This is a genomic window from Sphingomonas sp. 66-10 (genome assembly GCF_001897045.1).
Classification (GTDB): domain Bacteria; phylum Pseudomonadota; class Alphaproteobacteria; order Sphingomonadales; family Sphingomonadaceae; genus Sphingomonas; species Sphingomonas lycopersici.
Window position 1 is genome coordinate 90,247 of record NZ_MKRR01000098.1, and the last position, 22,220, is coordinate 112,466.

General features: G+C 67.5%; 23 protein-coding genes. 12 read left to right on the top strand and 11 right to left on the bottom strand.

All coding sequences use genetic code 11. The features are described from left to right. On the bottom strand, positions 1 to 368 hold a 368-nt coding region (locus BGN95_RS09135; RefSeq protein WP_286772478.1), incomplete at its 3' end, for an MFS transporter. Between the two features lie 256 nt (positions 369 to 624). Here BGN95_RS09135 and BGN95_RS09140 point away from each other — a divergent pair. The 3 genes from BGN95_RS09140 to BGN95_RS09150 all read left to right on the top strand — a co-directional run bounded on the left by BGN95_RS09140 (position 625) and on the right by BGN95_RS09150 (position 3,022). After that, positions 625 to 1,749, top strand: a complete 1,125-nt coding sequence (locus BGN95_RS09140) for a bifunctional 2-C-methyl-D-erythritol 4-phosphate cytidylyltransferase/2-C-methyl-D-erythritol 2,4-cyclodiphosphate synthase (RefSeq protein WP_265268338.1) — start codon at positions 625 to 627, stop codon at positions 1,747 to 1,749. A gap of 188 nt (positions 1,750 to 1,937) precedes the next feature. Then, the gene (locus tag BGN95_RS09145) at positions 1,938 to 2,483 is read left to right on the top strand and encodes a hypothetical protein (RefSeq protein ID WP_265268337.1); all 546 of its coding nucleotides are present in this window, start codon (positions 1,938 to 1,940) and stop codon (positions 2,481 to 2,483) included. Further along, complete coding sequence (locus BGN95_RS09150; RefSeq protein ID WP_265312148.1) at positions 2,480 to 3,022, top strand: CinA family protein; 543 nt, start codon at positions 2,480 to 2,482, stop codon at positions 3,020 to 3,022. Before BGN95_RS09145 ends, BGN95_RS09150 begins: the two co-directional genes overlap by 4 nt. Here the strand turns inward: BGN95_RS09150 and BGN95_RS09155 are convergent. Beyond that, positions 2,944 to 3,441, bottom strand: a complete 498-nt coding sequence (locus BGN95_RS09155) for a type II toxin-antitoxin system RatA family toxin (protein ID WP_265268335.1) — start codon at positions 3,439 to 3,441, stop codon at positions 2,944 to 2,946. The genes BGN95_RS09150 and BGN95_RS09155 overlap by 79 nt on opposite strands. After that, the gene (gene lipA, locus BGN95_RS09160) at positions 3,428 to 4,345 is read right to left on the bottom strand and encodes a lipoyl synthase (protein WP_286772449.1); all 918 of its coding nucleotides are present in this window, start codon (positions 4,343 to 4,345) and stop codon (positions 3,428 to 3,430) included. The genes BGN95_RS09155 and lipA overlap by 14 nt, the downstream gene beginning before the upstream one ends. A 53-nt stretch (positions 4,346 to 4,398) precedes the next feature. On the opposite strand from lipA, the gene BGN95_RS09165 reads away from it, so the two are divergent. Then, a complete protein-coding gene (locus tag BGN95_RS09165) occupies positions 4,399 to 5,031 on the top strand; it encodes a carbonic anhydrase (protein ID WP_265268334.1) in 633 nt (210 codons plus the stop codon). Positions 5,032 to 5,155: 124 nt separating this feature from the next. On the opposite strand, the gene BGN95_RS09170 is transcribed toward BGN95_RS09165, so the two are convergent. Together BGN95_RS09170 and aspS are read right to left on the bottom strand one after the other, a co-directional pair. Further along, positions 5,156 to 5,926 carry a polyphosphate kinase 2 family protein gene (locus BGN95_RS09170; protein WP_265268333.1) on the bottom strand — a complete coding sequence of 257 codons (771 nt, stop codon included), beginning with the start codon at positions 5,924 to 5,926 and terminating at the stop codon, positions 5,156 to 5,158. A gap of 163 nt (positions 5,927 to 6,089) precedes the next feature. Continuing rightward, on the bottom strand, positions 6,090 to 7,889 hold the full coding sequence (aspS, locus tag BGN95_RS09175; protein ID WP_286772450.1) for an aspartate--tRNA ligase: 1,800 nt from the start codon (positions 7,887 to 7,889) through the stop codon (positions 6,090 to 6,092). Between the two features lie 67 nt (positions 7,890 to 7,956). On the opposite strand from aspS, the gene rnd reads away from it, so the two are divergent. Beyond that, entirely contained in the window at positions 7,957 to 9,135 is a 1,179-nt protein-coding gene (rnd, locus tag BGN95_RS09180; RefSeq protein WP_265268331.1) for a ribonuclease D, read from the top strand. After that, complete coding sequence (locus tag BGN95_RS09185) at positions 9,132 to 9,419, top strand: I78 family peptidase inhibitor (protein WP_265268330.1); 288 nt, start codon at positions 9,132 to 9,134, stop codon at positions 9,417 to 9,419. Before rnd ends, BGN95_RS09185 begins: the two co-directional genes overlap by 4 nt. 45 nt (positions 9,420 to 9,464) lie before the next feature. Here the strand turns inward: BGN95_RS09185 and BGN95_RS09190 are convergent, their stop codons facing one another. Genes BGN95_RS09190 through BGN95_RS09205 form a run of 4 tightly spaced genes read right to left on the bottom strand, consistent with a single transcriptional unit; the run spans position 9,465 to position 14,966 of the window. After that, complete coding sequence (locus BGN95_RS09190; protein ID WP_265312149.1) at positions 9,465 to 10,928, bottom strand: Ppx/GppA phosphatase family protein; 1,464 nt, start codon at positions 10,926 to 10,928, stop codon at positions 9,465 to 9,467. Then, positions 10,928 to 13,117, bottom strand: a complete 2,190-nt coding sequence (locus BGN95_RS09195; RefSeq protein ID WP_265312150.1) for an RNA degradosome polyphosphate kinase — start codon at positions 13,115 to 13,117, stop codon at positions 10,928 to 10,930. The genes BGN95_RS09190 and BGN95_RS09195 overlap by 1 nt, the downstream gene beginning before the upstream one ends. Further along, positions 13,114 to 13,740, bottom strand: a complete 627-nt coding sequence (locus BGN95_RS09200; RefSeq protein ID WP_265268327.1) for an HdaA/DnaA family protein — start codon at positions 13,738 to 13,740, stop codon at positions 13,114 to 13,116. The genes BGN95_RS09195 and BGN95_RS09200 overlap by 4 nt, the downstream gene beginning before the upstream one ends. Continuing rightward, the gene (locus BGN95_RS09205) at positions 13,737 to 14,966 is read right to left on the bottom strand and encodes a heavy-metal-associated domain-containing protein (RefSeq protein ID WP_286772451.1); all 1,230 of its coding nucleotides are present in this window, start codon (positions 14,964 to 14,966) and stop codon (positions 13,737 to 13,739) included. The genes BGN95_RS09200 and BGN95_RS09205 overlap by 4 nt, the downstream gene beginning before the upstream one ends. 338 nt (positions 14,967 to 15,304) lie before the next feature. Here BGN95_RS09205 and purM point away from each other — a divergent pair, with 338 nt between their 5' ends. From purM to BGN95_RS09225, 4 genes are read left to right on the top strand one after another with little or no spacing between them, the layout of a single operon-like run. Further along, on the top strand, positions 15,305 to 16,408 hold the full coding sequence (gene purM / locus BGN95_RS09210) for a phosphoribosylformylglycinamidine cyclo-ligase (RefSeq protein ID WP_265312152.1): 1,104 nt from the start codon (positions 15,305 to 15,307) through the stop codon (positions 16,406 to 16,408). Further along, the gene (purN, locus tag BGN95_RS09215) at positions 16,405 to 16,968 is read left to right on the top strand and encodes a phosphoribosylglycinamide formyltransferase (protein WP_286772452.1); all 564 of its coding nucleotides are present in this window, start codon (positions 16,405 to 16,407) and stop codon (positions 16,966 to 16,968) included. Before purM ends, purN begins: the two co-directional genes overlap by 4 nt. Next, on the top strand, positions 16,965 to 17,342 hold the full coding sequence (locus BGN95_RS09220) for an MmcQ/YjbR family DNA-binding protein (RefSeq protein WP_179511803.1): 378 nt from the start codon (positions 16,965 to 16,967) through the stop codon (positions 17,340 to 17,342). The genes purN and BGN95_RS09220 overlap by 4 nt, the downstream gene beginning before the upstream one ends. After that, on the top strand, positions 17,339 to 17,932 hold the full coding sequence (locus BGN95_RS09225; protein WP_286772453.1) for a hypothetical protein: 594 nt from the start codon (positions 17,339 to 17,341) through the stop codon (positions 17,930 to 17,932). The genes BGN95_RS09220 and BGN95_RS09225 overlap by 4 nt, the downstream gene beginning before the upstream one ends. Positions 17,933 to 18,213: 281 nt before the next feature. Here BGN95_RS09225 and BGN95_RS09230 read toward each other — a convergent pair whose 3' ends face one another. Next, positions 18,214 to 18,600: a nuclear transport factor 2 family protein gene (locus BGN95_RS09230; RefSeq protein WP_265312154.1), complete on the bottom strand. Its 387-nt coding sequence runs from the start codon at positions 18,598 to 18,600 to the stop codon at positions 18,214 to 18,216. Further along, positions 18,600 to 19,019: a GFA family protein gene (locus BGN95_RS09235; protein WP_502688274.1), complete on the bottom strand. Its 420-nt coding sequence runs from the start codon at positions 19,017 to 19,019 to the stop codon at positions 18,600 to 18,602. The genes BGN95_RS09230 and BGN95_RS09235 overlap by 1 nt, the downstream gene beginning before the upstream one ends. Before the next feature lie 110 nt (positions 19,020 to 19,129). Here BGN95_RS09235 and BGN95_RS09240 point away from each other — a divergent pair, with 110 nt between their 5' ends. Beyond that, positions 19,130 to 21,445, top strand: a complete 2,316-nt coding sequence (locus tag BGN95_RS09240; RefSeq protein ID WP_286772455.1) for an ATP-dependent helicase — start codon at positions 19,130 to 19,132, stop codon at positions 21,443 to 21,445. Between the two features lie 197 nt (positions 21,446 to 21,642). Then, positions 21,643 to 22,185 (top strand): glycine zipper 2TM domain-containing protein, encoded by a 543-nt coding sequence (locus tag BGN95_RS09245; RefSeq protein WP_286772456.1) that lies wholly within the window; start codon positions 21,643 to 21,645, stop codon positions 22,183 to 22,185. Positions 22,186 to 22,220 lie beyond the last annotated feature (35 nt).

Sequence of the window (22,220 nt, forward strand, 5' to 3'; positions counted from 1 at the left end):
CCTTGTCCGAACCGCAGGACGCACAGGATCAGCGGCGCCCACCAGCCGATCGTGGCGTAAGTGGGCAGGAAAGCGATCGCCAGCGTCGATCCGCCCATCATCATCAGCGAGGCGACGAGCGTCGACTTGCGCCCGATCCGGTCGCCATAATGCCCGAACACCCACGCCCCCACCGGCCGCGCGATGAACGCCACCGCCAGGCTGGCATAAGAGGACAAAAGCTGGACCGAGGCGCTCTCCGCCGGAAAGAACAACGGACCGAAGACGAGCGCCGCGGCGGTCGCATAGATATAGAAATCGTAGAATTCGACCGTCGTGCCGACGAGGCTGGCGATCAGGATGCGGCGGGTCGATGCGGCCGTGGTCATCGCTTTCCATCCCCGCTCAGCGACGGCGCGTCAACATTTCGCGATCGAAACACGATCGCACAGCGCCGACACATTGCCGCAACATCCTTCGTTTAGCTCGGCAATCGTCGACGACGTCCCCTCGGCGTCGACCTGGCCGGGTCTTCCCTTTTCCCGGCCGTTCCCTGAACTACGGGGCGGCCCCTTCCCTGTCAGGCCGCCCCGGATTTTCTCCCGACATTGCCCCCGACGCTTTTAGCCCCTAGGGCGCCGCGCCATGAAAACCGTCGCGTTGATCGTCGCCGCCGGCAAGGGGGAGCGCACCGGCGCGACCTTACCCAAACAATATGCGCCGCTCGCCGGCCGCGCGATGCTGGCGTGGAGCCATCAGGCGTTCGGCGATCATCCCGCGATCGACGAGGTGCTCGTCGTGATCGGCGCCGGGCAGGAGGCATTGCTCGCCGCCGCGGTGCCCGGTGCGCGTCATGTCACCGGCGGGGCGACGCGGCGCGAATCGGTTGCCGCCGGGCTCGCCGCGCTCGACGGTGCCGATCTTGTGCTGGTCCATGACGCCGCCCGCCCGTTCCTGTCCGCCGCGGTGATCGACCGGCTGATCGCCGCGCTGGCCACGCATGACGGCGCGGTGCCGGTGCTGCCGGTCGCCGATACCCTGGTGAACGCGGACGGCGCCAACGTGCCGCGCGAGGCGCTGCGCCGCGTCCAGACGCCGCAGGCGTTCCGCTTCGTGACGCTCGCGGCGGCGCATCGCGCGTGGCGCGGCGGCGAGGCGACCGACGATGCGCAGATGGTCCGCGCGCTTGGCGGATCGGTGGCGCTGGTGCAGGGCGATACGATGCTGGAAAAGATCACCTACCCTGGGGACATCGCCGCCGCCGAGGCGCGGCTGGGCCGCGAGACGCGCTCGGCGCTCGGCTTCGACGTGCATCGGCTCGCCGACGGCGAGGAATTGTGGCTCGGCGGAGTGCTGATTCCGCATCATCAGGGCCTGTCGGGGCACAGCGACGCCGATGTCGCGCTCCACGCGATCACCGACGCGTTGCTCGGGACGATCGCGGCGGGGGATATCGGGATGCATTTTCCGCCGAGCGACCCGCAATGGCGCGGCGCCGAATCGGGGCAGTTCCTGCGCCACGCTTTGTCGCTGGTCGAGGCGCGCGGCGGCCGCGTGACCTTCGTCGATCTCACCTTGATGTGCGAGGCGCCCAAGATCGGCCCGCATCGCGATACGATTCGCGCGCGGATCGGCGAACTGCTCGCGCTGCCGGTCGAGCGGGTCAGCGTAAAGGCCACCACGACCGAGCGACTCGGCTTCACCGGGCGCGGCGAAGGCATTGCGGCGCAGGCGATCGTAACGGTCGATCTGCCGGGAGCGACGTGGTGACCACCGTCGCGGGGCAGATGCCCGTGCCGCCGGACCTCCGTCATCCCGGCCTTGAGCCGGGATCCATCATGCCCCGCGCTCAGCGGCAGGAGCCTCTTGCTCCGTGCTTGCCTCCCGATGGACCCCGGCTCAAGGCCGGGGTGACGAGGGTGTTAGAAAAGCCCTTCGACAAGCTCAGCGCGAACGGGATGACGTTTGCGCGTGCCGCGCTGAAACGCACCCTCGCCGCGCTCGTTCTGATCGCCGTGCCGACCGTCGCCACCGCGCAGACCCCCTGCCTCACCCCGGCCGACGCCGAGGCGATCGCGCTGGTCGCGATGCCCGATATCATCCGCGAGACCGGGCGGATATGCACCGCGCTCCCGCCGTCGAGCCTCGTGCGCCGCCCGTCGAGCGCCTTCCTGCAACGCTATCAGGCCGCGGCCGACGCCGCCTGGCCGGCGGCGCGCGCCGCGATCGTGCGGCTCAGCGACCCGGCGGTCGATGCGTTGCTCCAGTCCGATTATGCGCGGCCGCTGCTCACCTCGCTGTTCGCGCCGCAGGTCGTCGGCCGCATCCAGCCGGCGGATTGCCCGACGATCGACCGGCTGGTGACGCTGCTCGAGCCCTTGCCCGCGCGCAACACCGCCGGGATCATCGTCGCGACGCTGCAATATCTCAAGGCGCGCAAGGCACGCGGGAAGCCGGTTGCCGGGGTTCCCGACCTTCCGGTATGTGCAGCCGCTAAATCATGACCGACAATATTCTCCCCTCAGAGCTCGTTGCCGCGGCTGTCCGCGTCGTCGAAGCCAATCGCGCCGCCGGACGTCGCATCGCCGTGGCCGAAAGCTGCACCGGCGGGCTCGTCTCCGCCGCGCTGACCGAAATCCCCGGTTCGTCCGATGTCCTGGAGGCGGGGATCGTCACCTATTCGAACGAGGCCAAGCTCGGGCTGCTCAACGTCAGCAACGACGTGCTCGAAACCTTCGGCGCGGTTTCGATCGCGGTGGCGTGGAGCATGGCGCAGGGCGCACTCGAAACGACTCAGGCCGATGTCGCGGTGGCGATCACCGGAGTCGCCGGGCCCGGCGGCGGATCGGAAAAGAAGCCGGTCGGCACCGTGGTGTTCGCGCGCGCCGAGCGCGGCGGCGATCCGTCCGACGTGGTGGCGGACAAGCACCAGTTCGGCGATCTCGGCCGTGGCGGGGTGCGGCTTCAGGCCGCGCTGGTCGCGCTCGACTTGCTGATGCCGCCCGAGCCCGTGCCGCCGCCCGCCGTCGATCCGGCACCGTAAAGCACCGCGGCGCGCTCCTCGAACGCGCCGATCATCCGGCGCAGCGCGGCGGCGAAGACCTGCCCGGCCATCGCCTCGAACACGCGGTTCCTGAACGCGAAGTCGACCGAGAAATCGACCAGGCAACCGTCGCCATCGGGGCGGAACCCCCAATCGTTGTGGAGATATTTGAGCGGCCCTTCGACATAGTCGACGTGGACCGACACCGGCCGCTGCTTCACCACGCGCGAGGTGAAGGTCTCGCGCAGCCCCTTGAAGCCGACGATCATGTCCGCGACCGTCTCGGTCGCGGTGTCGCTGCGCACCCGCATCGCGACGACCCACGGCAGGAAATCGGCATAATGCGCGACATCCGCCACCAGATCGAACATCTGCTCCGGCGTATAGGGAAGCCGGCGGGTTTCCTTATGCCTTGGCAAGCTGCGCCTCGCGCGCTGCCCTCATCTTCGCGAAATCGTCGCCGGCGTGATAGCTGGAACGCGTCAGCGGCGAGCTGGCGACGAGCAGGAAGCCCTTCGCCCGCGCGATCGCGGCATAAGCGTCGAACGCCTTGGGGGTGACGAATTCGGCGACCTTCGCATGCCGCGGGGTCGGCTGGAGATATTGCCCCATCGTCAGGAAATCGATGTCGGCGGAGCGCATGTCGTCCATCACCTGATGCACTTCGAGCCGCTCCTCACCGAGCCCGAGCATCACCCCGGATTTGGTGAAGATCGACGGATCGTGGCGCTTGACGCTCTCCAAGAGGCGCAGCGAGGCGTAATAGCGCGCGCCGGGGCGGATCGTCGGATAGAGCCGCGGGACGGTTTCGAGATTGTGATTGTAGACGTCGGGCCGCGCCTCGACGATCGACTCGACCGCGGCTTGCGCCTTGTTCCGGAAATCGGGGGTCAGGATCTCGATCGTCGTATCGGGGGTGTTGCGGCGCAACGCCTGGATCACCTTGACGAATTGCGACGCCCCGCCGTCGGGCAGATCGTCACGGTCGACCGAGGTGATGACGATATGCTCGAGCCCCAGTTCGGCCGCCGCCACCGCGACATGCTCGGGCTCGAGCGGATCGACCGCGCGCGGCATCCCGGTCTTGACGTTGCAGAAGGCGCAGGCGCGGGTGCAGGTGTCGCCGAGAATCATCACCGTCGCGTGCTTCTTGGTCCAGCACTCGCCGATATTGGGGCAGGCCGCCTCCTCGCACACCGTCGCGAGATTAAGCCGGCGCATCAACCCCTTGGTCTCGGCGAACCCGATCGAGGTGGGCGCCTTCACCCGGATCCAGTCAGGCTTGCGCTGGCGCGGCGCGGCGACGGGGGAGATCTCGTTCATGCGCGTGCAAATAGCGACTGCCCTCCCGCGAAACAACGCGATAAGAGCGTCGCATGACCGTCTTCACCGATCTCGTCGCCGGATACCGGCGTTTCCACGAACATGGCTGGGTCGAACAGCGTGATCGCTGGGCCGAATTGTCGCAGGGGCAAAGCCCCAAGGTGATGGTGATCGCCTGCTCCGACAGCCGCACCGATCCCGCCACCGTGTTCGACGTGTCGCCGGGCGAGATCTTCGTCGTCCGCAACGTTTCCAACCTCGTCCCGCCGTTCGAGCTCGGCGGCGGGCGGCACGGCGTGTCGGCGGCGCTGGAATTCGCGGTGACCCAGCTCAAGGTCGAGGAAGTCGTCGTGATGGGCCACGGCTCCTGCGGCGGCGTCCACGCCTCGCTCACCGGGCGCTTCACCGATGCCAAGCCGGGCGAAGGCGGGTTCATCGCGCGCTGGATCGACATGCTCGACGAGGCACGCGACCGGATCGTCGCGCAATATGGCACCGGCGACGAAGCCGCGCACCAGCTGGAGCTGGAAACCGTCCGCGTCAGCATCGCCAATCTGCGCAGCTTCCCGTGCGTGCGCGAGGCGGAGGCGGAGGGCCGGCTGGCGCTCCACGGCGCGTGGTTCTCGATCCGCGGCGGGGTGCTGTGGGTAATGGGCGACGACGGGGAATTCGCGCCGGCGGTATGATTTTTCTCGCCGTTCGCCAAACACAACACCGTTCGGGCTGAGCCTGTCGAAGCCCTGCACTTTCTTCCTCGGAAAGAAGGGCAGCCCTTCGACAAGCTCAGGGCGAACGGTGAGGTGGAGAGCGTTACCCCTTCAGCGCCTCGCGCGCGATGCGTTCGAATTCGGGATCGAGCGCGGGCGGGTCCATCGAGACATTGGCGGAAAGCACATCCGCCACCACGGTGAGCGCCGCGATCCGCGCTGCTTTCTTGTCGTTGCCGTCGATCACGTGCCACGGCGCGATCGCGGTATCGGTGCGCTCGAACATCTCGTGCATCGCCTCCAGATAGGCGGCGCGTTTGGCACGGTTGCGATAATCCTCCGGCCCGGTCTTCCAGCGCTTCCACGGATCCTCGAGCCGGTCGCGCAGCCTTTTGTCCTGCTCCTTCTGCCCGACATGGATGAACAATTTCACCAGGGTCGTCCCCGATTCGATCAGCCGCGTCTCGAAATCGTTGATCTGGCTGTAGCTGCGTCGCCATTCCGCGCGCGTCGCGAACCCCTCGACCCGCTCGACCAGCACGCGGCCATACCAGCTGCGGTCGAAGATCGTGACGTCCCCCGGCTCGGGCAGATGCCGGCGGAAGCGCCAGAGGAAGGGATGCGCCTTTTCCTCCTCGGTCGGCGCGCTGATCGGATAAACCTCGAAATGCCGCGGGTCCCACCGCTCGACGAGGCGCTGGATGATCCCGCCCTTCCCCGCCGCGTCCCAGCCTTCGAGCATCACCACCGCGGGCCGCTGGTGGACGATATGCGCGACGAGGATATGGTTGAGCCGCTCCTGCAGCGCCGCCAGATCGCGATTATACTTGCCTTTGTAGGGCTTGCCCTTTTCGTAATCGGCGAGATCGATCATGGCGGCAACCTGCCGCGAAATCGCGCGCAGCGCCAGCCCCCGGTTATCGAGGCGAATCAGAGCCTTCTACCGTCATGCCGGACTTGATCCGGCATTCAGAGCGACGAGCGATACGGCCTGTGACTCTGGATGCCGGGTCGAGCCCGGCATGACGAGGAAGGTTTTAGCCCGCGGTCGGCACGCCCTCGGCGGTCGAGCGCAGGTTGAGTTCGCGCAGCTGCTTCGCGGAAACGAAGCTCGGCGCACCCATCATCAGGTCTTCCGCCTTCTGCGTCATCGGGAAGACGATCACCTCGCGGATATTGGGCTGGTCGGCGAGCAGCATGACGATGCGGTCGATCCCCGGCGCGGAGCCGCCGTGCGGCGGGGCGCCGAACTTGAACGCGTTGATCATGCCCGCGAAGTTCGTGTCGACATCCTCGCGGGTATAGCCCGCGATCTCGAACGCCTTGTACATGATCTCCGGCCGGTGGTTCCGGATCGCGCCCGACGACAGCTCAACGCCGTTGCACACGATATCGTACTGATAAGCGAGGATATCGAGCGGATCCTTGGTCTCCAGCGCCTCCAGCTCGCCCTGCGGCATGCTGAACGGGTTATGGCTGAAGTCGATCTTCTTGTTGTCCTCGTCATATTCGAACATCGGGAAATCGACGATCCAGCAGAATTCGAACCGGCTCTTGTCGATGAGGTCGAGCTGTTCGCCGACGCGGGTGCGCGCGAGGCCCGCCAGCTTGGCGGCCTGCGCCTCCTTGCCGGCGGCGAAGAACAAGCCGTCGTCCGGCCCGAGGCCGAGCGCATTGGCGAGCGCGTTCATCTTGTCCTCGCCGTGGTTCTTGGCGATCGGGCCGCCCCACTCACCCCCCTTGCGGGTGGCATAGCCGAGCCCGGCGAACCCTTCGGACTGCGCCCAGGCGTTCATGTCGTCGAAGAACTTGCGGCTCTTCTCGGCGGTGCCCGGCGCGGGGATCGCGCGCACCACGTCCCCCGCCTCGACGATCGAGGCGAAGCGGCCGAAGCCCGAGCCGACGAAATGCTCCGACACGTCGGAGATCAGGATCGGGTTCCTGAGATCGGGCTTGTCGTTGCCGTATTTGAGCATCGATTCGCGATACGGAATCTGGCGGAACGGCAAGGCGCTGACCGTGCGGCCCTTGCCCTGCCAGTCGGCGAACTCGCTGAACACGCCGTGGAGCACCGGCTCGATCGCGGCGAACACGTCTTCCTGGGTGACGTAGCTCATCTCGAAATCGAGCTGGTAGAATTCGCCCGGCGACCGGTCGGCGCGCGCATCCTCGTCGCGGAAGCACGGCGCGATCTGGAAATAGCGATCGAAGCCCGCGACCATGAGGAGCTGTTTGAACATCTGCGGCGCCTGCGGCAGCGCGTAGAATTTACCGGGGTGGACGCGGCTCGGCACAAGATAGTCGCGCGCGCCCTCCGGGCTGCTCGCGGTGAGGATCGGGGTCTGGAACTCGGTGAACCCCTGATCGATCATCCGCCGCCGGATCGAGGCGATCACCGCCGAACGCAGCATGATATTGGCGTGGAGCGTTTCGCGGCGCAGATCGAGGAAGCGATAGCGCAGGCGGATTTCTTCCGGATATTCGGCCTCGCCGGCCACCGGCATCGGCAGCTCCTGCGCCACCGACTGGACGGTGACGGCGGTGGCGAACGCCTCGATCTCGCCGGTCGCGAGGTTGGTGTTGATCGTCGCGTCGGAGCGCTTCTTCACATGGCCGTCGATCGTGACGACCGATTCGGCGCGGAGCGATTCGAGCACCGGCAGCGCGGGCGAATCGCTATCCGCGACGATCTGGGTGATGCCGTAATGATCGCGCAGGTCGACGAACAACACGCCGCCATGATCGCGCTTGCGGTGGACCCAGCCGGAAAGACGGACACTGTCTCCGACGTTGGACGCGGAGAGTTGGGCGCAGGTGTGAGAACGATATGCGTGCATGCGCCGCGCCCTCCCCTTCCATCCCCGCTTTGTCAAGGCGCGCGCGTGGGGCTATGGGGCGCGACTTATGCATGTTCACCCGCTGATCACCGATAACGCGACGCTCGCCAACCTGTGCGCGCGCCTCGCCAACGCCCCCTTCGTCTGCGTCGACACCGAGTTCATGCGCGAGAGCACCTATTGGCCCGAGTTGTGCCTGATCCAGATCGCCGACACCGAAGAAGCGGCGGCGATCGACCCCAAGGCGCCGGGGCTCGATCTCTCCCCGCTGCTCGACCTGCTGGTCGACAATGAGGAGGTGCTCAAGGTGTTCCACGCCGGCGGGCAGGATCTCGAGATCATCTACAATCTCACCGGCAAGACCCCGCATCCCCTGTTCGACACCCAGGTCGCGGCGATGGCGCTCGGCCAGGGCGAGCAGATCGGCTATTCCAACCTCGTCGACAGCTGGCTCGGCATCCAGATCGACAAGGGCGCGCGCTTCACCGACTGGTCGCGCCGCCCGCTCGATCAGCGCCAGGTCGATTATGCGATCGGCGACGTGACGCATCTGTCGAAGATCTTCCCGCGGATGCTCGAACGGCTCAAGAAGACCGGGCGCGGCGCGTGGCTCGATCAGGAGATGGAACGGCTCGCCGATCCCGCCAATTACGCCAACGATCCCGAGCTGGCGTGGAAGCGCGTGCGCATCTCCGGCCGCAAGCCCGATGTGCTCGGCCGATTGAAGGCGATCGCGCGCTGGCGCGAGATGGAGGCACGCGCCAAGGATCTGCCGCGCGGCCGCATCGTCAAGGACGAAACCCTCGCCGATCTCGCCGGGCATCCGCCGAAGAAACAGCCCGATCTTGCGCGGGTCCGCGGGCTTTCCGCGACCTGGGCGGCGAACGATATCGGCAAGCGCCTGATGACCGCGATCGCCGAGGCGCAGCCGATGTCGGCGAGCGAGATGCCGCCGCGGGACGATCGCAAGCCCGGGCTGGGCAAGGAAGGCGCGCTGGTCGCCGATCTGCTCAAGCTGCTGCTCAAGATCCGCGCGCGCGATATCGACGTCGCGCCGCGGCTGCTCGCACGCGGCGAGGAACTCGAGGCGCTCGCCGCCGGCCAGCGGGAAGGTCTAGCGATTCTAACGGGTTGGCGTTATGACCAGTTCGGGCATGACGCGCTTGATCTGGTCGAGGGCCGATTGGGTTTCGCGGTTCAGGGCGGCAGGCTCAAAATGACGCGAACCGAGGGGAATGCCGTATGACCAAGGCCCTCTTTGCCGTCCTGCCGCTGATTGCGCTGGTCGGCTGTGTCGACGATCGGCCGGGGATGCCCGGCCCGGTGCGCCAGTGCCGCGCCGATGCCGTTCAGCGTTTCGTGGGGGCGCCCTACCGTCCCGATCTCCAGCGCCGTGCGCGGCACATGTCGGGCGCGCGCAGCGTCCGCGTGCTCTATCCGGGGCAGGCCGCGACGATGGACTTCCGCGCCGACCGGCTCAACATCATGATCGGCGAGCGGAATATCGTGCGGAGCATCAGCTGCGGATAGCCAGCGACACCCCTTCTCCCCTCCCTTGAACAAAGGGGGGAGCAATCATGCCGTCAGGATCGGCGTCCGCCCCAGCGCGGCGGCGAGTGCGTTGTGGCGCTTTTCCACCGCTTCGCCATAGAGATGGCGGTCGGCCGCGCTAAGCCCGAGCGTCAGTCCGCGCCCGCTGACCGACAGGCTGGAACGCTGCAACGGCCCCGCCAGCCCGGCCGACATGCGCTGCCCGAGCCGCATCGCCAGCCCCCAGCCGACCGCGCGCGACAGATCCATGTCACTCGCCAGCGCCGGGAGCGGCGGCGGGCTCGAGGTGCTGCCGCCAAGCGCGGTCCACAGCGCCTGCGCCATCATCGCACGACCGCGCGCATCGACCCCGACCCAATTGCCGTGGAGCGCGATCTCCATCCCGCGTTCGGCGCGAAACTCCGGGTTGGCGCGCCAGCCGACATCGGCGAGTTGGCATGCGGAGTGGCGCAGCCGCGCATCGCTCGCGGATTCGCCGACGAACAGCGGCGCGATCCAGTCGTGGAGCAGGTCGCCATGTTCGGGGAAACGCCCCGCCCGGCGCCCCTCGTCGCGCGTCGCCACCACCAGAGGGTCCTGCGCACGCGTCCGCTCGTCGAGCGCGCCGTAGAGCAACCCCTCGCGCAGGCCATAAGCCGACACGATCGTCCCCTTGGCCTTGAGATGCTTGATCAGCGAGGCGAGCAATGCCGCCGCGTCGCCAAGCGTCGGGATGCGCCCGGTCGACAGCCCGGACACCGCCTTTAGCCGCCCCTTGGCGACATGCGAGATCGTCCGCCCGAGCCGCGCCACCGTCTCCGCCGACATGGCGTATTCGTGGATGATCGGGAGCGGATAATGCGTCCGATCCATATCGAGCCGCGCCAGCGCGCGCCACGATCCGCCGACCAGATACAGCGGCAGCCCCTTGCCCGCGCCGCCCCACCCGGCCTCGCGCAGCAGCCGCCCGACGCGCCGGTCGAGCCCGCCCCTGCCTTGTGAAGCGTCGCGCAACGCCGCGATCCGCAGCACCCCGAGCGGGAAGGAGGCGTGCTGGCGTACCTTGCCATTCTTGACCCGCACCAGTTCGAGGCTGCCGCCGCCGAGATCGCCGACGATCCCGTCGGCATGCGGGATCGCCGAGAGCACGCCATAGCCCGCCGCGCGCGCTTCCTCCGCGCCCGACAGCAATTCGACCGTCAGCCCCGCCGCTTCGGCCAGCGCGAGCAGTTCGGCGCCGTTGGCGGCATCGCGTGCCGCCGCGGTGGCGACGGTACGCACCGTGTCGCAGCGCAATTCGCGCACCAGCGCGGCGAAACGCCCCAGCGCCGCCTCCGCCGCGGCCATCGCCTCGGCATCGATCGCCCCGGTCTGCGCGAGGCTGCGCCCCAGCCCCGCAAGCACCTTTTCGTTGAACAGCGTCGCCGGCAGTCGCGCCGGTCCCTGATAGACCACCAGACGGATCGAATTCGAACCGATATCGATGATCGCCGTGCGCGGCGCGGCCATCAATCTTCCTTCAATTCCTGCCGGCGCAACGACAAGGTCGGCACCGCGCCCCCCTCCGCCAGCGCCGCGCCGCGCCCGGAGAGCGAGGGGTTGGTCATGAAATAACGGTGCAAGTTGAATGGCTTGTCGCCCGGCTTGATCCGCGTGTAGCTGCCGTCGGATTCGAGCTCCCAGCTCTGCTCGTCGTCGATCAGATTGGCGAGCATCACCTGATCGAGCACCTGCGCATGAACCGTCTCATTCTCCAGCGGGAGCATATATTCGACGCGGCGATCGAAATTGCGCGGCATCCAGTCCGCCGACGAGATCAGCACATGCGCCTTGTCGTTGGGCAACGCCGCGCCATTGCCGAAACAGGCGATGCGGCTGTGCTCCAGAAAGCGCCCGACGACCGATTTGACGCGGATATTGTCCGACATCCCCGGCACCTTGGGGCGCAGGCAACAGATGCCGCGGATGACGAGATCGATCTCCACCCCCGCGCCGCTCGCCTCGTAGAGCTTCTCGATGATCGCGGGATCGACCACCGAATTCATCTTGGCCCAGATCGTCGCGGCGCGCCCGGCGCGGGCATGCGCGATCTCGGCGTCGATCAACTCGATCAGCCGCTCGCGCAGATAGCGCGGCGAGATGACGACCAATTCCATCCCCTCAGGCTCGACATAGCCGGTGATGTAATTGAACACCCGCGAGGCATCGCGCCCGATCCGCGGATCGGCGGTGAAGAAGCTGAGGTCGGTGTAGATGCGCGCGGTGATCGGGTGATAATTGCCCGTCCCGAAATGGCAGTAGGTGCGGAACTGCCCGGCCTCGCGCCGCACGACCATCGAGATCTTGGCGTGGGTCTTCCAGTCGATGAAACCATAGACCACCTGCACCCCGGCGCGTTCGAGCGCGCTGGCCCACAGCAAATTCTGTTCCTCGTCGAACCGCGCCTTCAGCTCGACCACCGCGGTGACCGATTTGCCCGCCTCGGCCGCGGCGATCAGCGCGTTGATCACCGCCGATTGCTTGCCCGCGCGGTACAGCGTCTGCTTGATCGCCACCACATCGGGGTCCGCCGCCGCCTGCTTCAAGAAAGCGAGCACGACGTCGAACGTCTCATAGGGATGGTGAACGATGATATCCTTGGCGCGGATCGCGGCGAAGCAATCGCCGTCGAACTCGCGGATCCGCTCGGGGAAGCGCGGGGTGAAGGGCGGGAATTTGAGGTCCGGCCGATCCTCGTCGTACAATTGATCGAGATCGCCGATGCCGAGGAACGACCCGCTCTCGGTGATCAGCGCCCCCGCCTCGCCCAATTCCTCGCGCAGCACCGTTTCCAGCGCCTCGGGCATCCCGGTTTCGAGTTCGAGCCGGATCACCCGCCCGCGGCGGCGGCGTTTGATCGCATTGGCGAAATAGCGGACGAGATCCTCGGCCTCTTCCTCGATCTCGATATCGCTGTCGCGCAGCACGCGGAACTCGGCCGCGCCGAGCACGCGATAGCCGGGGAACAGCACCGGGGAGAAGCGCTTCACGATCGATTCGGTCGCGACGTAACGCGCATCGTCCCCCGGCAGCCGCACGAAGCGCTTCATCGCCGCGGGCAGCATCACCAGTTCGCGGATCGGTTCGTCGTCCGACAGGCGGACGAGATCGAACATCACCGCCAGCCCCTTGTTGGGCATGAACGGGAACGGGTGCGCCGGATCGAGCGCCTGCGGGGTCAGCACCGGGAGCAATTGCTCGCGGAAATGGGTTTCGAGCCAGCCGATCTCCTCGACCGACAGCACCGCGTCGACCTTGCTCGATCCGAGCACCTGGATCCCCGAATCGGCGAGCGCGTGGCGGATATCCCGCCACACTTTCTCCTGATCCATCAGCAGCTTGTCAGCAGTTTCGGTGATCGCCACGAGCTGCTGGGTCGGGGTCAGCCCGTCGGCCGAGCGCGCCTCCACCTCGAGCAATTGCTGCCCCTTCAGCCCGGCGACGCGGACCATGAAGAATTCGTCGAGGTTCGAGCCAGAGATTGACAGGAAGCGCAGCCGTTCGAGCAGCGGATGCGCCGGGTTGCACGCCTCCTCCAGCACACGACGGTTGAACGCCAGCCACGAAAGCTCGCGGTTGAAATAGCGATCGGTCGATTGACTCTCGAACGGGTCGTCATCGGCCTTGATGCTGGCGGCGATATGCGCGGGGCGGGTCATTGCAGGTCCGTCGACAAGGGGGGGATCAACGCGGCGCCGGCGAGCGTGGTGCGCGCGAGCGGGATCGACAACCGCTTGCGGCGCTCCAGCACCTCCTGATCCAGCGCATCGACCGTTCGTATGACGGCAATATGACTCCGCTCGATCCGCGCGACCAGCCAGTCGATCAGATCGGGGCGCGCATCAAGCCCGCGGCGCATGAACTGGCGTTCGAGCAATGCGCGCATCAACTGATCGTCAGGCGCGCCGATCGCCGCGATCGGCGAGGCAGCGAGCCGCGAGCGCAGATCGGGCAGCCGGATGCGCCATTCGGGCGGCGCGGCATCGGCGACGATCAGCAGCGGGCGGCGATGCGCCTGCGCCTCGTTCCAGGCGTGGAACAGCTCGGCCTCCGGGCGCTTCTCGGCATCGTCGATGATCGTCCCGCCGCTCTTCGAGGCGAAGATCCGCGCGAGCAGGCTGCGCCCCGATTTGCGCGGGCCGGTGAGCAAGGCGGTCATCACCGGCCACGCCCCCCAATGCTCGACGGTATGCGCCGCGCGCGCGTTCGAGGGCGTCACCAAAAACTCCTCGTCGCGCGGATCGGCGGGCCACTCCAGCGGCAGCGCGATCTGGTTCGTCATCCGCCGGTCGCGTTGCCCGGCGCCGCTTCGGGCGCGGAAGGTTGCGCGCGGCGGATGCGGATCGTCGTCCCGGTGCCGAACACCTGCCACCCGCGCGCCTGCAGCGCGGCGCGGAAGGCATCGGCGGTGCCGCCATAAGTAACGGTCATCACCGATACCCCGCCCAGCGCGAGGCTGGAGGTGCCCGCCGTCGCCACCCCGGGCACCGCACGCAACGCCGCCTCGGTCGCGTTGACCGCGCCGGCGCCGGGCGAATCGAACTGGACCGAGATCGTCGCGCCGCCCGCCGACGGGGCGGTCAACGGCAGCGAATCGTCAGGCAGCACCTCTTCCTCGGTCGCCGCGACCGGGGGCACATAAGCGAGCCCGGTATCGGTGCGCAGCAGCCCGCCGCGCGACGCCGCCTGATAGAGATCGTCGAGCCGCTTCACCCCGGCATCGAGCAGTTGCGGTAGCCCGGCGGCATTGTCGACGCGCAGCGCGACCTGCCCGAACAATTTATTGTCCGGCCCGCCGCGCGCCTGGAAGATCGCGACGATCGGCCCGCCCGGCCATTGCCGCTGGAGCCGCACGGTGGGGACGAGCACGTTGCTGCCGCCATATTGGTTGAGCACCGATCGCCACCAGCCGCGCCCCGGCCGCTGCGTCTGCCCGTAATTGAGCAGCAACGGATCGGGGCCGGTGCCGACCGGGCGGACATAATCGATCGTGCTGTTGCCGGTGCGATAGCGCGCCCAGGCTTCCTGCCACGCGGTGCGCTGTTCGAACACCGTCGCCGCGCCGCCCGCCCACATCACCGGGATCACCACCATCGGCGCCGAGCGCGAGACGGAATCGCTCACCCCGAGCATCGCGCTCGCCTTGCCGCGATCGAACAGCACCCCAAGCCGCGCGATATAGCGATTGGGCCCGATCTGCTCGTTTTCGACGACGATCCCCGACACGACGGAATCGAGCGCGCCGTCGGATACCAGCCCGCCGCCCGCGCCGAGCCGCTGCGACAATTGCACCCATGCCTTGCGCTGCGCCAGCCGCCACCCGCCGTAGCGCGCGCTATCCGCATCCTTGGCCGAGACGTCGACGGTGACCCCGCTCACCTCATAATCGGACGAGCTGTCGACCGGCGCAACGCCGCGATCGCCGCCTTCGATCTGGGCGATGCCGATACCGGCGCCGAGCAGCACCACCCCGATAGCGGAAGCGAGGAAAAACGGACGGATACGCATCTTGCACCGCCTTTTGGCGAAGCAGGCGGGGAAATCCAAGCGAGATATGCTTCGACGCCCAAACTCCCCGCTCCTACATTATCTCGTCATGCCGGGCTTGACCCGGCATCCAGAGTCTTAGGCGGTGTCCTTTGTGGCTCTGGATGCCGGGTCGAGCCCGGCATGACGTTGCTTGGCTTTCGTAAGGTCGTTGCTTTCGTAAAGGTCGTTGTGTCCCCGCGAAGGCGGGGACCCAGTCTGGGCTCCCGCCTTCGCGGGAGCACATGAGGTGCGGAAGCCGATCCAATCACGCATGGAGAACGTTGCCCCCAACGCCTTTGCGCCCTAGACGCGCGGGCATGACCGAAGATCGTCGCAACGCTCCCTATACTTACGCCGACGCGGGCGTTTCCATCGCCGGCGGCAACGCGCTGGTTCGCGCCATCGCCCCGCTCGCCCGCGCGACGCGCCGCGCGGGGGCGGATGCCGATCTCGGCGGGTTCGGCGGCTTCTTCGATCTGCGCGCCGCGGGGTTCAGCGATCCGTTGCTCGTCGCCGCCAATGATGGCGTCGGCACCAAGCTCAAGCTCGCGATCGACCACGGCCGCCACGCCGGCGTGGGGATCGATCTCGTCGCGATGTGCGCCAACGACCTCATCGTGCAGGGTGCCGAGCCCCTGTTCTTCCTCGATTATTACGCGACCGGCCGGCTCGACAACGCGGTCGCGGAGCAAGTCGTCGCCTCGATCGCCGAAGGCTGCAAGATCGCCGGCTGCGCGCTGATCGGCGGCGAGACCGCCGAGATGCCCGGCATGTATGCCGAGGGCGATTATGACCTCGCCGGCTTCTGCGTCGGCGCGGTCGAGCGCTCGGCGGTGCTGACCGGCAGCGCGATCGCGCCGGGCGACGTGATTCTCGGCATGGCCTCCTCGGGGGTCCATTCCAACGGCTTTTCGCTCGTCCGGCGGCTCGCGGCGGACAAGGCGTGGCGGCTCGATCGCCCGGCTCTGTTCGACCCCGATCGGCTGCTGATCGACGCGCTGATGGCGCCGACCCGCATCTATGTGAAAAGCCTCCTGCCGCTCGTCCGCGAACGCCGGATCGACGGGCTGGCGCACATCACCGGCGGCGGGCTGCTCGAAAACATCCCGCGCGTGCTCCCCGCCGGGTGCCACGCGACGGTCGATGCCGATGCCTGGCCGCAGCCGCGGCTGATGGCCTTCCTCCAGGCGCAGGGCGCGATCGAACCCGCCGAAATGGCACGCACCTTCAACTGCGGCATCGGCATGGCGGTGATCGTCAAGGCAGACGCCGCGGACGCGGTGACCGCGGCGCTCGAAGCCGCGGGCGAGACGATCTTCCGCATCGGCACGGTCGACGCGGGCGAGCGCGGCTGCACCGTGCGCGGATCGGCCGAAACCTGGAGCGCGCGCGGCGACTGGACCGCGACGCATCACGCATGAGCGCGCTCCCCAAGGTCGCGATCCTCGTCTCCGGGCGCGGATCGAACATGCAATCGCTGGTGAAGGCGGCGGGCGACGGTTATGAAGTCGTGGTGGTCGCCTCCGATCGCCCCGAGGCCGCCGGGCTCGCCTGGGCACGCGAACAGGGCATCCCGACCTTCGCGCTGTCGCCGAAGGGGATCGGCAAGGCCGCCTATGAAGCCGCGCTCGACGCCGCGCTGCGCGCCGCGGGCGCCGAATATATCGCGCTCGCCGGCTATATGCGGCTGCTGTCGGATCGCTTCGTCGCCGATTGGCGCGGGCGGATCGTCAATATCCACCCCTCGCTGCTGCCCAAGTACAAGGGGCTCGATACCCACGCCCGCGCGATCGAGGCGGGCGATGCCGAGGCGGGCTGTTCGGTCCATGTCGTGACCGAGGAGCTCGACGGCGGCGCGGTGCTGGGTCAGGCCAATGTCCCGATCCTGCCCGGTGACGATGCGGAAACGCTTGCCTCGCGCGTGCTGGAGGCGGAACATCAGCTTTATCCCCGCGTCCTGAAGGAATGGCTCGCGCGATGAGTCCCGATCCCGCCTCCGCCCTCGCCCGCGTGCGTGAGATCGCGCTGGCGCTGCCGGCGGCGATGGAGCGGCTGAGCCACGGATCGCCCGGATTTCATATCGAAAAGGGCAAGTTCTTCGCCTATTTCTGGCACGATCATCACGGCGACGGCGAAACCGTGGCGATCGTCAAGACCGCTGACGGCGAGGAACAGGCATTGCTGATCGAGCTCGACCCGGATTGCTATTTCCGCCCCGCCTATCTCGGCCCGTTCGGCTGGGTGGCGATGCGACTCGACCGCGACGATACCGACTGGGATCGCGTGGCGGACCGGATCGCGCGGAGCTGGGAACTGGTCGCCCCGCGGCGTTTGCTGGAAATGGGCGGGCGATGAGCGAAACCGCCGATCAGGCCGCGACGCGTCGCCGCTGGGTGACGCTCGCCGAATTGGTCGCGGTCGCCGGGGTGCTGATCGCTGCCGCGACGCTTTATCTCAACTGGTCGGGCCGCCGGGCCGACGAAGCCGCGCGCGCGGCGCAGGCGACGAGCACCGAACATGCGCGCGGCGTGGTGACCCTGCTCGGCACGGTGGCCGACGGCGGCGATGCTTTGGCCCTGGCCGACAGCGAGCATGTGTTCAGCGCCGCGACCGTCACCTTCCCCAAGGCGCTCGGCGTCGCGCCGCAGGACGCGCTCCCCGGCCCGCGCATCGCGAGCGACTGGTTCGCCGATGCATTGCTCAAGGCCAATGAGGGCAGCGACGCGCGCAGCGGGCGACTGCCGGTGCTGATCAGCGTGAGCTGGTGGGACGGCGATACGAAACACAGCCAGACCGGGCTGTACGACGTGCTGTGGCGCACCGAATCGCGCTTCCTGCGCGGGCGGAAGCTGGAACTGACCGGGCTGACGCTGGCGTCGCGCAACGGGACGGCGGCCGCGCTGGAGGCAGCGTGGCAGCGGAAGCGGGCGGCGGCGAAGAAGTAAACCGCCGCGAGCGGGTCGCACGTCCGTCATCCCAGCGAAAGCCGGGATCTCGGGCCGTCAGAGAATCGCTCGCACGATATGATCCACCCCGTTCCGCAGGGCTGTACTCCCGCGACGGCGGGAGCCCAGACTGGGTTCCCGCCTCGGGCCCCATCAAACTATTACTTTGATGGGAACCCTCCGCGGGGACACAAGGAGGAGCTTATTGCCGTCGCCGGCTCTCGCCTTCGCCCCAGGTACGCGATCCCGGCTTTCGCGGGGGTGACGATTGAGGTCGCCCTCTACCCCGCCAGTATCGCCGCCATCCGCGGCACCACCGCGTCGAACGCCTTGATGGGGCGGATCATCACCTTGAACCCGGTGATCAGCCCGTCGTCGTCCCACGCGATGATATCGACGCCGTTGACGAACTTGCCGTCGACCTCGCATTCGAATTCGAGCACCGCGCCGCGGTCCGCACGCCATTCGCCGACATAGCGAAACGCCGGTCCGCCCAGCGCCTGCGCCGCGGCGAGCAGATATTTCATCGTCAGCGCCTTGCCCTTTTGCGGCGTATGCACCGCCGGGCTCTGGAAGACGCAATCCTCGTGGAGCATCGCCGACAGGCCCTCGGGGGTCGGCGCATGCATATAATCGTGCCAGCGTGCGATCGGATCGTCGGTCGGCATCAATCCATCCCCGGGTAGCTTCCGAACGCCGGTAGCTTATCCATCTCCCGCGCCCAGCCAAGTCTATGCCGCACCATAACTTGTGCACTGGGCGGGAACGCTTCCGGATCATCCATCGTGCCGGACTGAATGTCGAGAATACCCGGAAGCAAAGTAGCGCTGCGGTAGAACAACCCGGTGCCGCATCGGGCGCAGAATTCGCGCGTCGCGGCGGAGGAGGATTGATAGCCGCGCGTCTCGCCCTCGATCGTCACGACATTCTCGTCGAACGCAGCCCAGCCGACGACCGGCGCCCCGGACCAGCGCCGACAATCTTCGCAATGACACAAAGAATGACGCTGCGGCTCTTCGCTCGCGCGCCAGGTCACCGCGCCGCAATGGCATCGCCCCGTGATCGGCATCCTTATTCTCCCAGCCATGTTTCCACTTTGTTCTCACGATCCGCCGCGCGAGACAAGCCGTTTTCGCGTGTCGACCGCCGCCAATCAGGCGCTTGCCCCGCGCGCGCTCGTTCCCTACCTGTTCGGCGGTGAACACCCCCGCCCCCACCCCGGACGACGCCCCCTATCTCGCCGGCCTCAACCCGCCGCAGCGCGAGGCCGTGCTGACCACCGACGGCCCGGTGCTCGTCCTCGCCGGCGCCGGGACCGGCAAGACCGCCGCGCTCACCGCACGACTCGCGCATCTCTTGTGGACCCGCAAAGCCTATCCGTCCGAAATCCTCGCGGTCACCTTCACCAACAAGGCGGCGCGCGAGATGAAGGAGCGCGTCGGACGGCTGGTCGGCGCCGCGGTCGAGGGGATGCCGTGGCTCGGCACCTTCCACGCGATCGGCGCCAAGATGCTGCGCCGCCACGCCGAACTCGTCGGGCTGCAGAGCAATTTCACGATCCTCGACACCGACGATCAGCTCCGCCTGCTCAAGCAGTTGATCGTCGCGGCGAATATCGACGAGAAGCGCTTCCCGGCGCGCAGCCTCGCCGGGCTGATCGACGAATGGAAGAACAAGGGGCTCACCCCCGGCGATGTCGATGCCGGCGAAAGCGAGCGCTACGGCGCGGGGCGCGGCGGCGAATTATACCAGCAATATCAGGATCGGCTGAAGGCGGTGAACGCCTGCGACTTCGGCGACCTGCTGCTTCACGTCCTGACGATCCTCAAGACCGACCGCGAGGTGCTGGCGCATTATCAGCAGCGCTTCCGCTACATCATGGTCGACGAATATCAGGACACCAACAGCGTCCAATATCTCTGGCTGCGGCTGCTCGCGCAGGAGCGGCGCAACATCTGCTGCGTCGGCGACGACGATCAGTCGATCTATTCGTGGCGCGGCGCGCAGGTGGAGAATATCCTGCGTTTCGAACGCGATTTCCCCGGCGCCAAGGTAATCCGGCTCGAGCAGAACTACCGCTCGACCCCGCATATCCTCGGCGCGGCGGGGGGCGTGATCGCGCATAATTCGGGGCGGCTCGGCAAGACCCTGTGGACCGAGATCGACGCCGGCGAGAAGGTCCGCGTGATCGGCGTGTGGGACGGCCCGGAAGAGGCGCGCCGCGTCGGCGACGAGATCGAGTCGGCGCAGCGCGACGGCACCAGCCTCGACGATATCGCGATCCTCGTCCGCGCGCAGCACCAGACGCGCGAGTTCGAAGACCGGTTCATCGCGATCGGATTGCCCTACCGCATCGTCGGCGGCTTCCGCTTCTACGAGCGCGCCGAAATCCGCGATGCGCTCGCCTATCTGCGGATCGTCAACCAGCCGGCCGACGATCTCGCCTTCGAACGGATCGTCAACGTCCCCAAGCGCGGGCTGGGCGACAAGGCGATCGCGCGGCTCCACCAGCTCGCGCGCGCCGAGGGGCTGCCGCTGAGCGCCGCCGCCGCGCGCATCCTCGACACCGACGAACTGACCCCGCAGGCGCGCCGCGCGCTCGGCACCTTCGTCGGCGATATCGTGCGCTGGCGCGAGATGGCGGTCGACCTCGCCCATCCCGATCTCGCGCGGCAGATTCTCGACGAGAGCGGCTATACCGCGATGTGGCAGGCGGACAAATCCGCCGACGCCGCCGGGCGGCTGGAGAATCTCAACGAGCTCGTCCGCGCGATGGAGGAATATGAGAATCTCGGCGCGTTCCTCGAGCATGTCAGCCTGGTGATGGACAATGAGGGCGCGCGCGAGGACGCCAAGGTCACGATCATGACGATCCACGCCGCCAAGGGGCTGGAATTCAACCAAGTGTTCCTCGCCGGCTGGGAGGAAGGCATCTTCCCGTCGCAGCGCGCGCTCGACGAGGGCGGCACGCGCAGCCTGGAGGAGGAACGCCGCCTCGCTTATGTCGCGATCACCCGCGCGCGGCGCCGCGCGACGATCCTCCACGCCGCCAACCGCCGCATCTACGGGCAGTGGACCTCGTCGATCCCGTCGCGCTTCGTCGCCGAACTGCCGGCGGATCACGTCGATCAGGAAACGACGATGTCGGGCGGCGCGAGCCTGTGGCGCGCCAATTGGTCCGAGCGCGCCGATCCCTTCGCCGATGTCGGCCGCGGCACCGGGCGCGGCCCCGGCTGGCAGCGCGCGGCGGGAACGCTTGATGCCGCCAAGCCGGGCGGCGACTGGACCAGCCGCACCTTCACCCGCGAGCCGACCCGCGTGGTCGAAAGCCGCAGCCCGTCGGTCAGCCTCGGCAACAAGGGGCGCAGCGATCTTTCGCTCGGGATGCGCGTGTTCCACCAGAAGTTCGGCTATGGCGCGATCGTCGCGATCGAGGGCAACAAGCTGGAGATCGAATTCGAGAAGGCCGGGCTCAAGCGGGTGATGGACAGTTTCGTCAGCCTGTCGGCGTGAAGAAAACCCCACCCCCCTCGTCATGCCGGGCTTGACCCGGCATCCAGAGTCACACGCTATGCCGCCCGTGGCTCTGGATGCCGGATCAAGTCCGGCATGACGGTCAAAGGGGCATTCGCGCCTCGTTCAGCAACGAGATTGTTACGCGTTCCTATACCTTGTGGCGCCCGATCAACGGGCAGAGAGGCAAGTGCAGAATGTTTACCCGGATTATCAGCGTCGCGCTCGTCGCCGCCGGCCTGACCGGCGCGGTGCCGGCGCTCGCGCAAACCTCCGCCGACGAGGCACGCTTCCGCGCCGCGCAGGATCGCTTCAGCAACGAGCTCGAGGTCTTCCGCCAGGAATATGATCGCTACCTCAGCGTCTCGCGGCGCGGCAACGGCGGCTATCCGCCCCCGCCGCGCTATGACGACAATCGCGGTTACAACAACGATCCCAACAGCGGCTGGCGCGACGAGAACGGCTATGATCCGTCACGCTATTATCGCGGCGGCGCGCAATATCAGGAACGCCCGATGGCGCCCGACGAGCGCGTCTATAGCGGCAACGACGGCCGCTATTATTGCAAGCGCAGCGACGGTTCGACCGGGCTGGTCGTCGGCGGCGCGCTGGGCGGGTTGTTCGGCAATGTGATTACCGGCGGCCGCAGCCGCCTCGCCGGCACCCTGCTCGGCGGCGCGGCCGGGGCGCTGGCCGGCAAGTCGATCGACCAGAAGAATTCGTCGCTCAACTGCCGGTGAAGCGCGCTCTCAAGCCCCTCCCCTTCAGGGGAGGG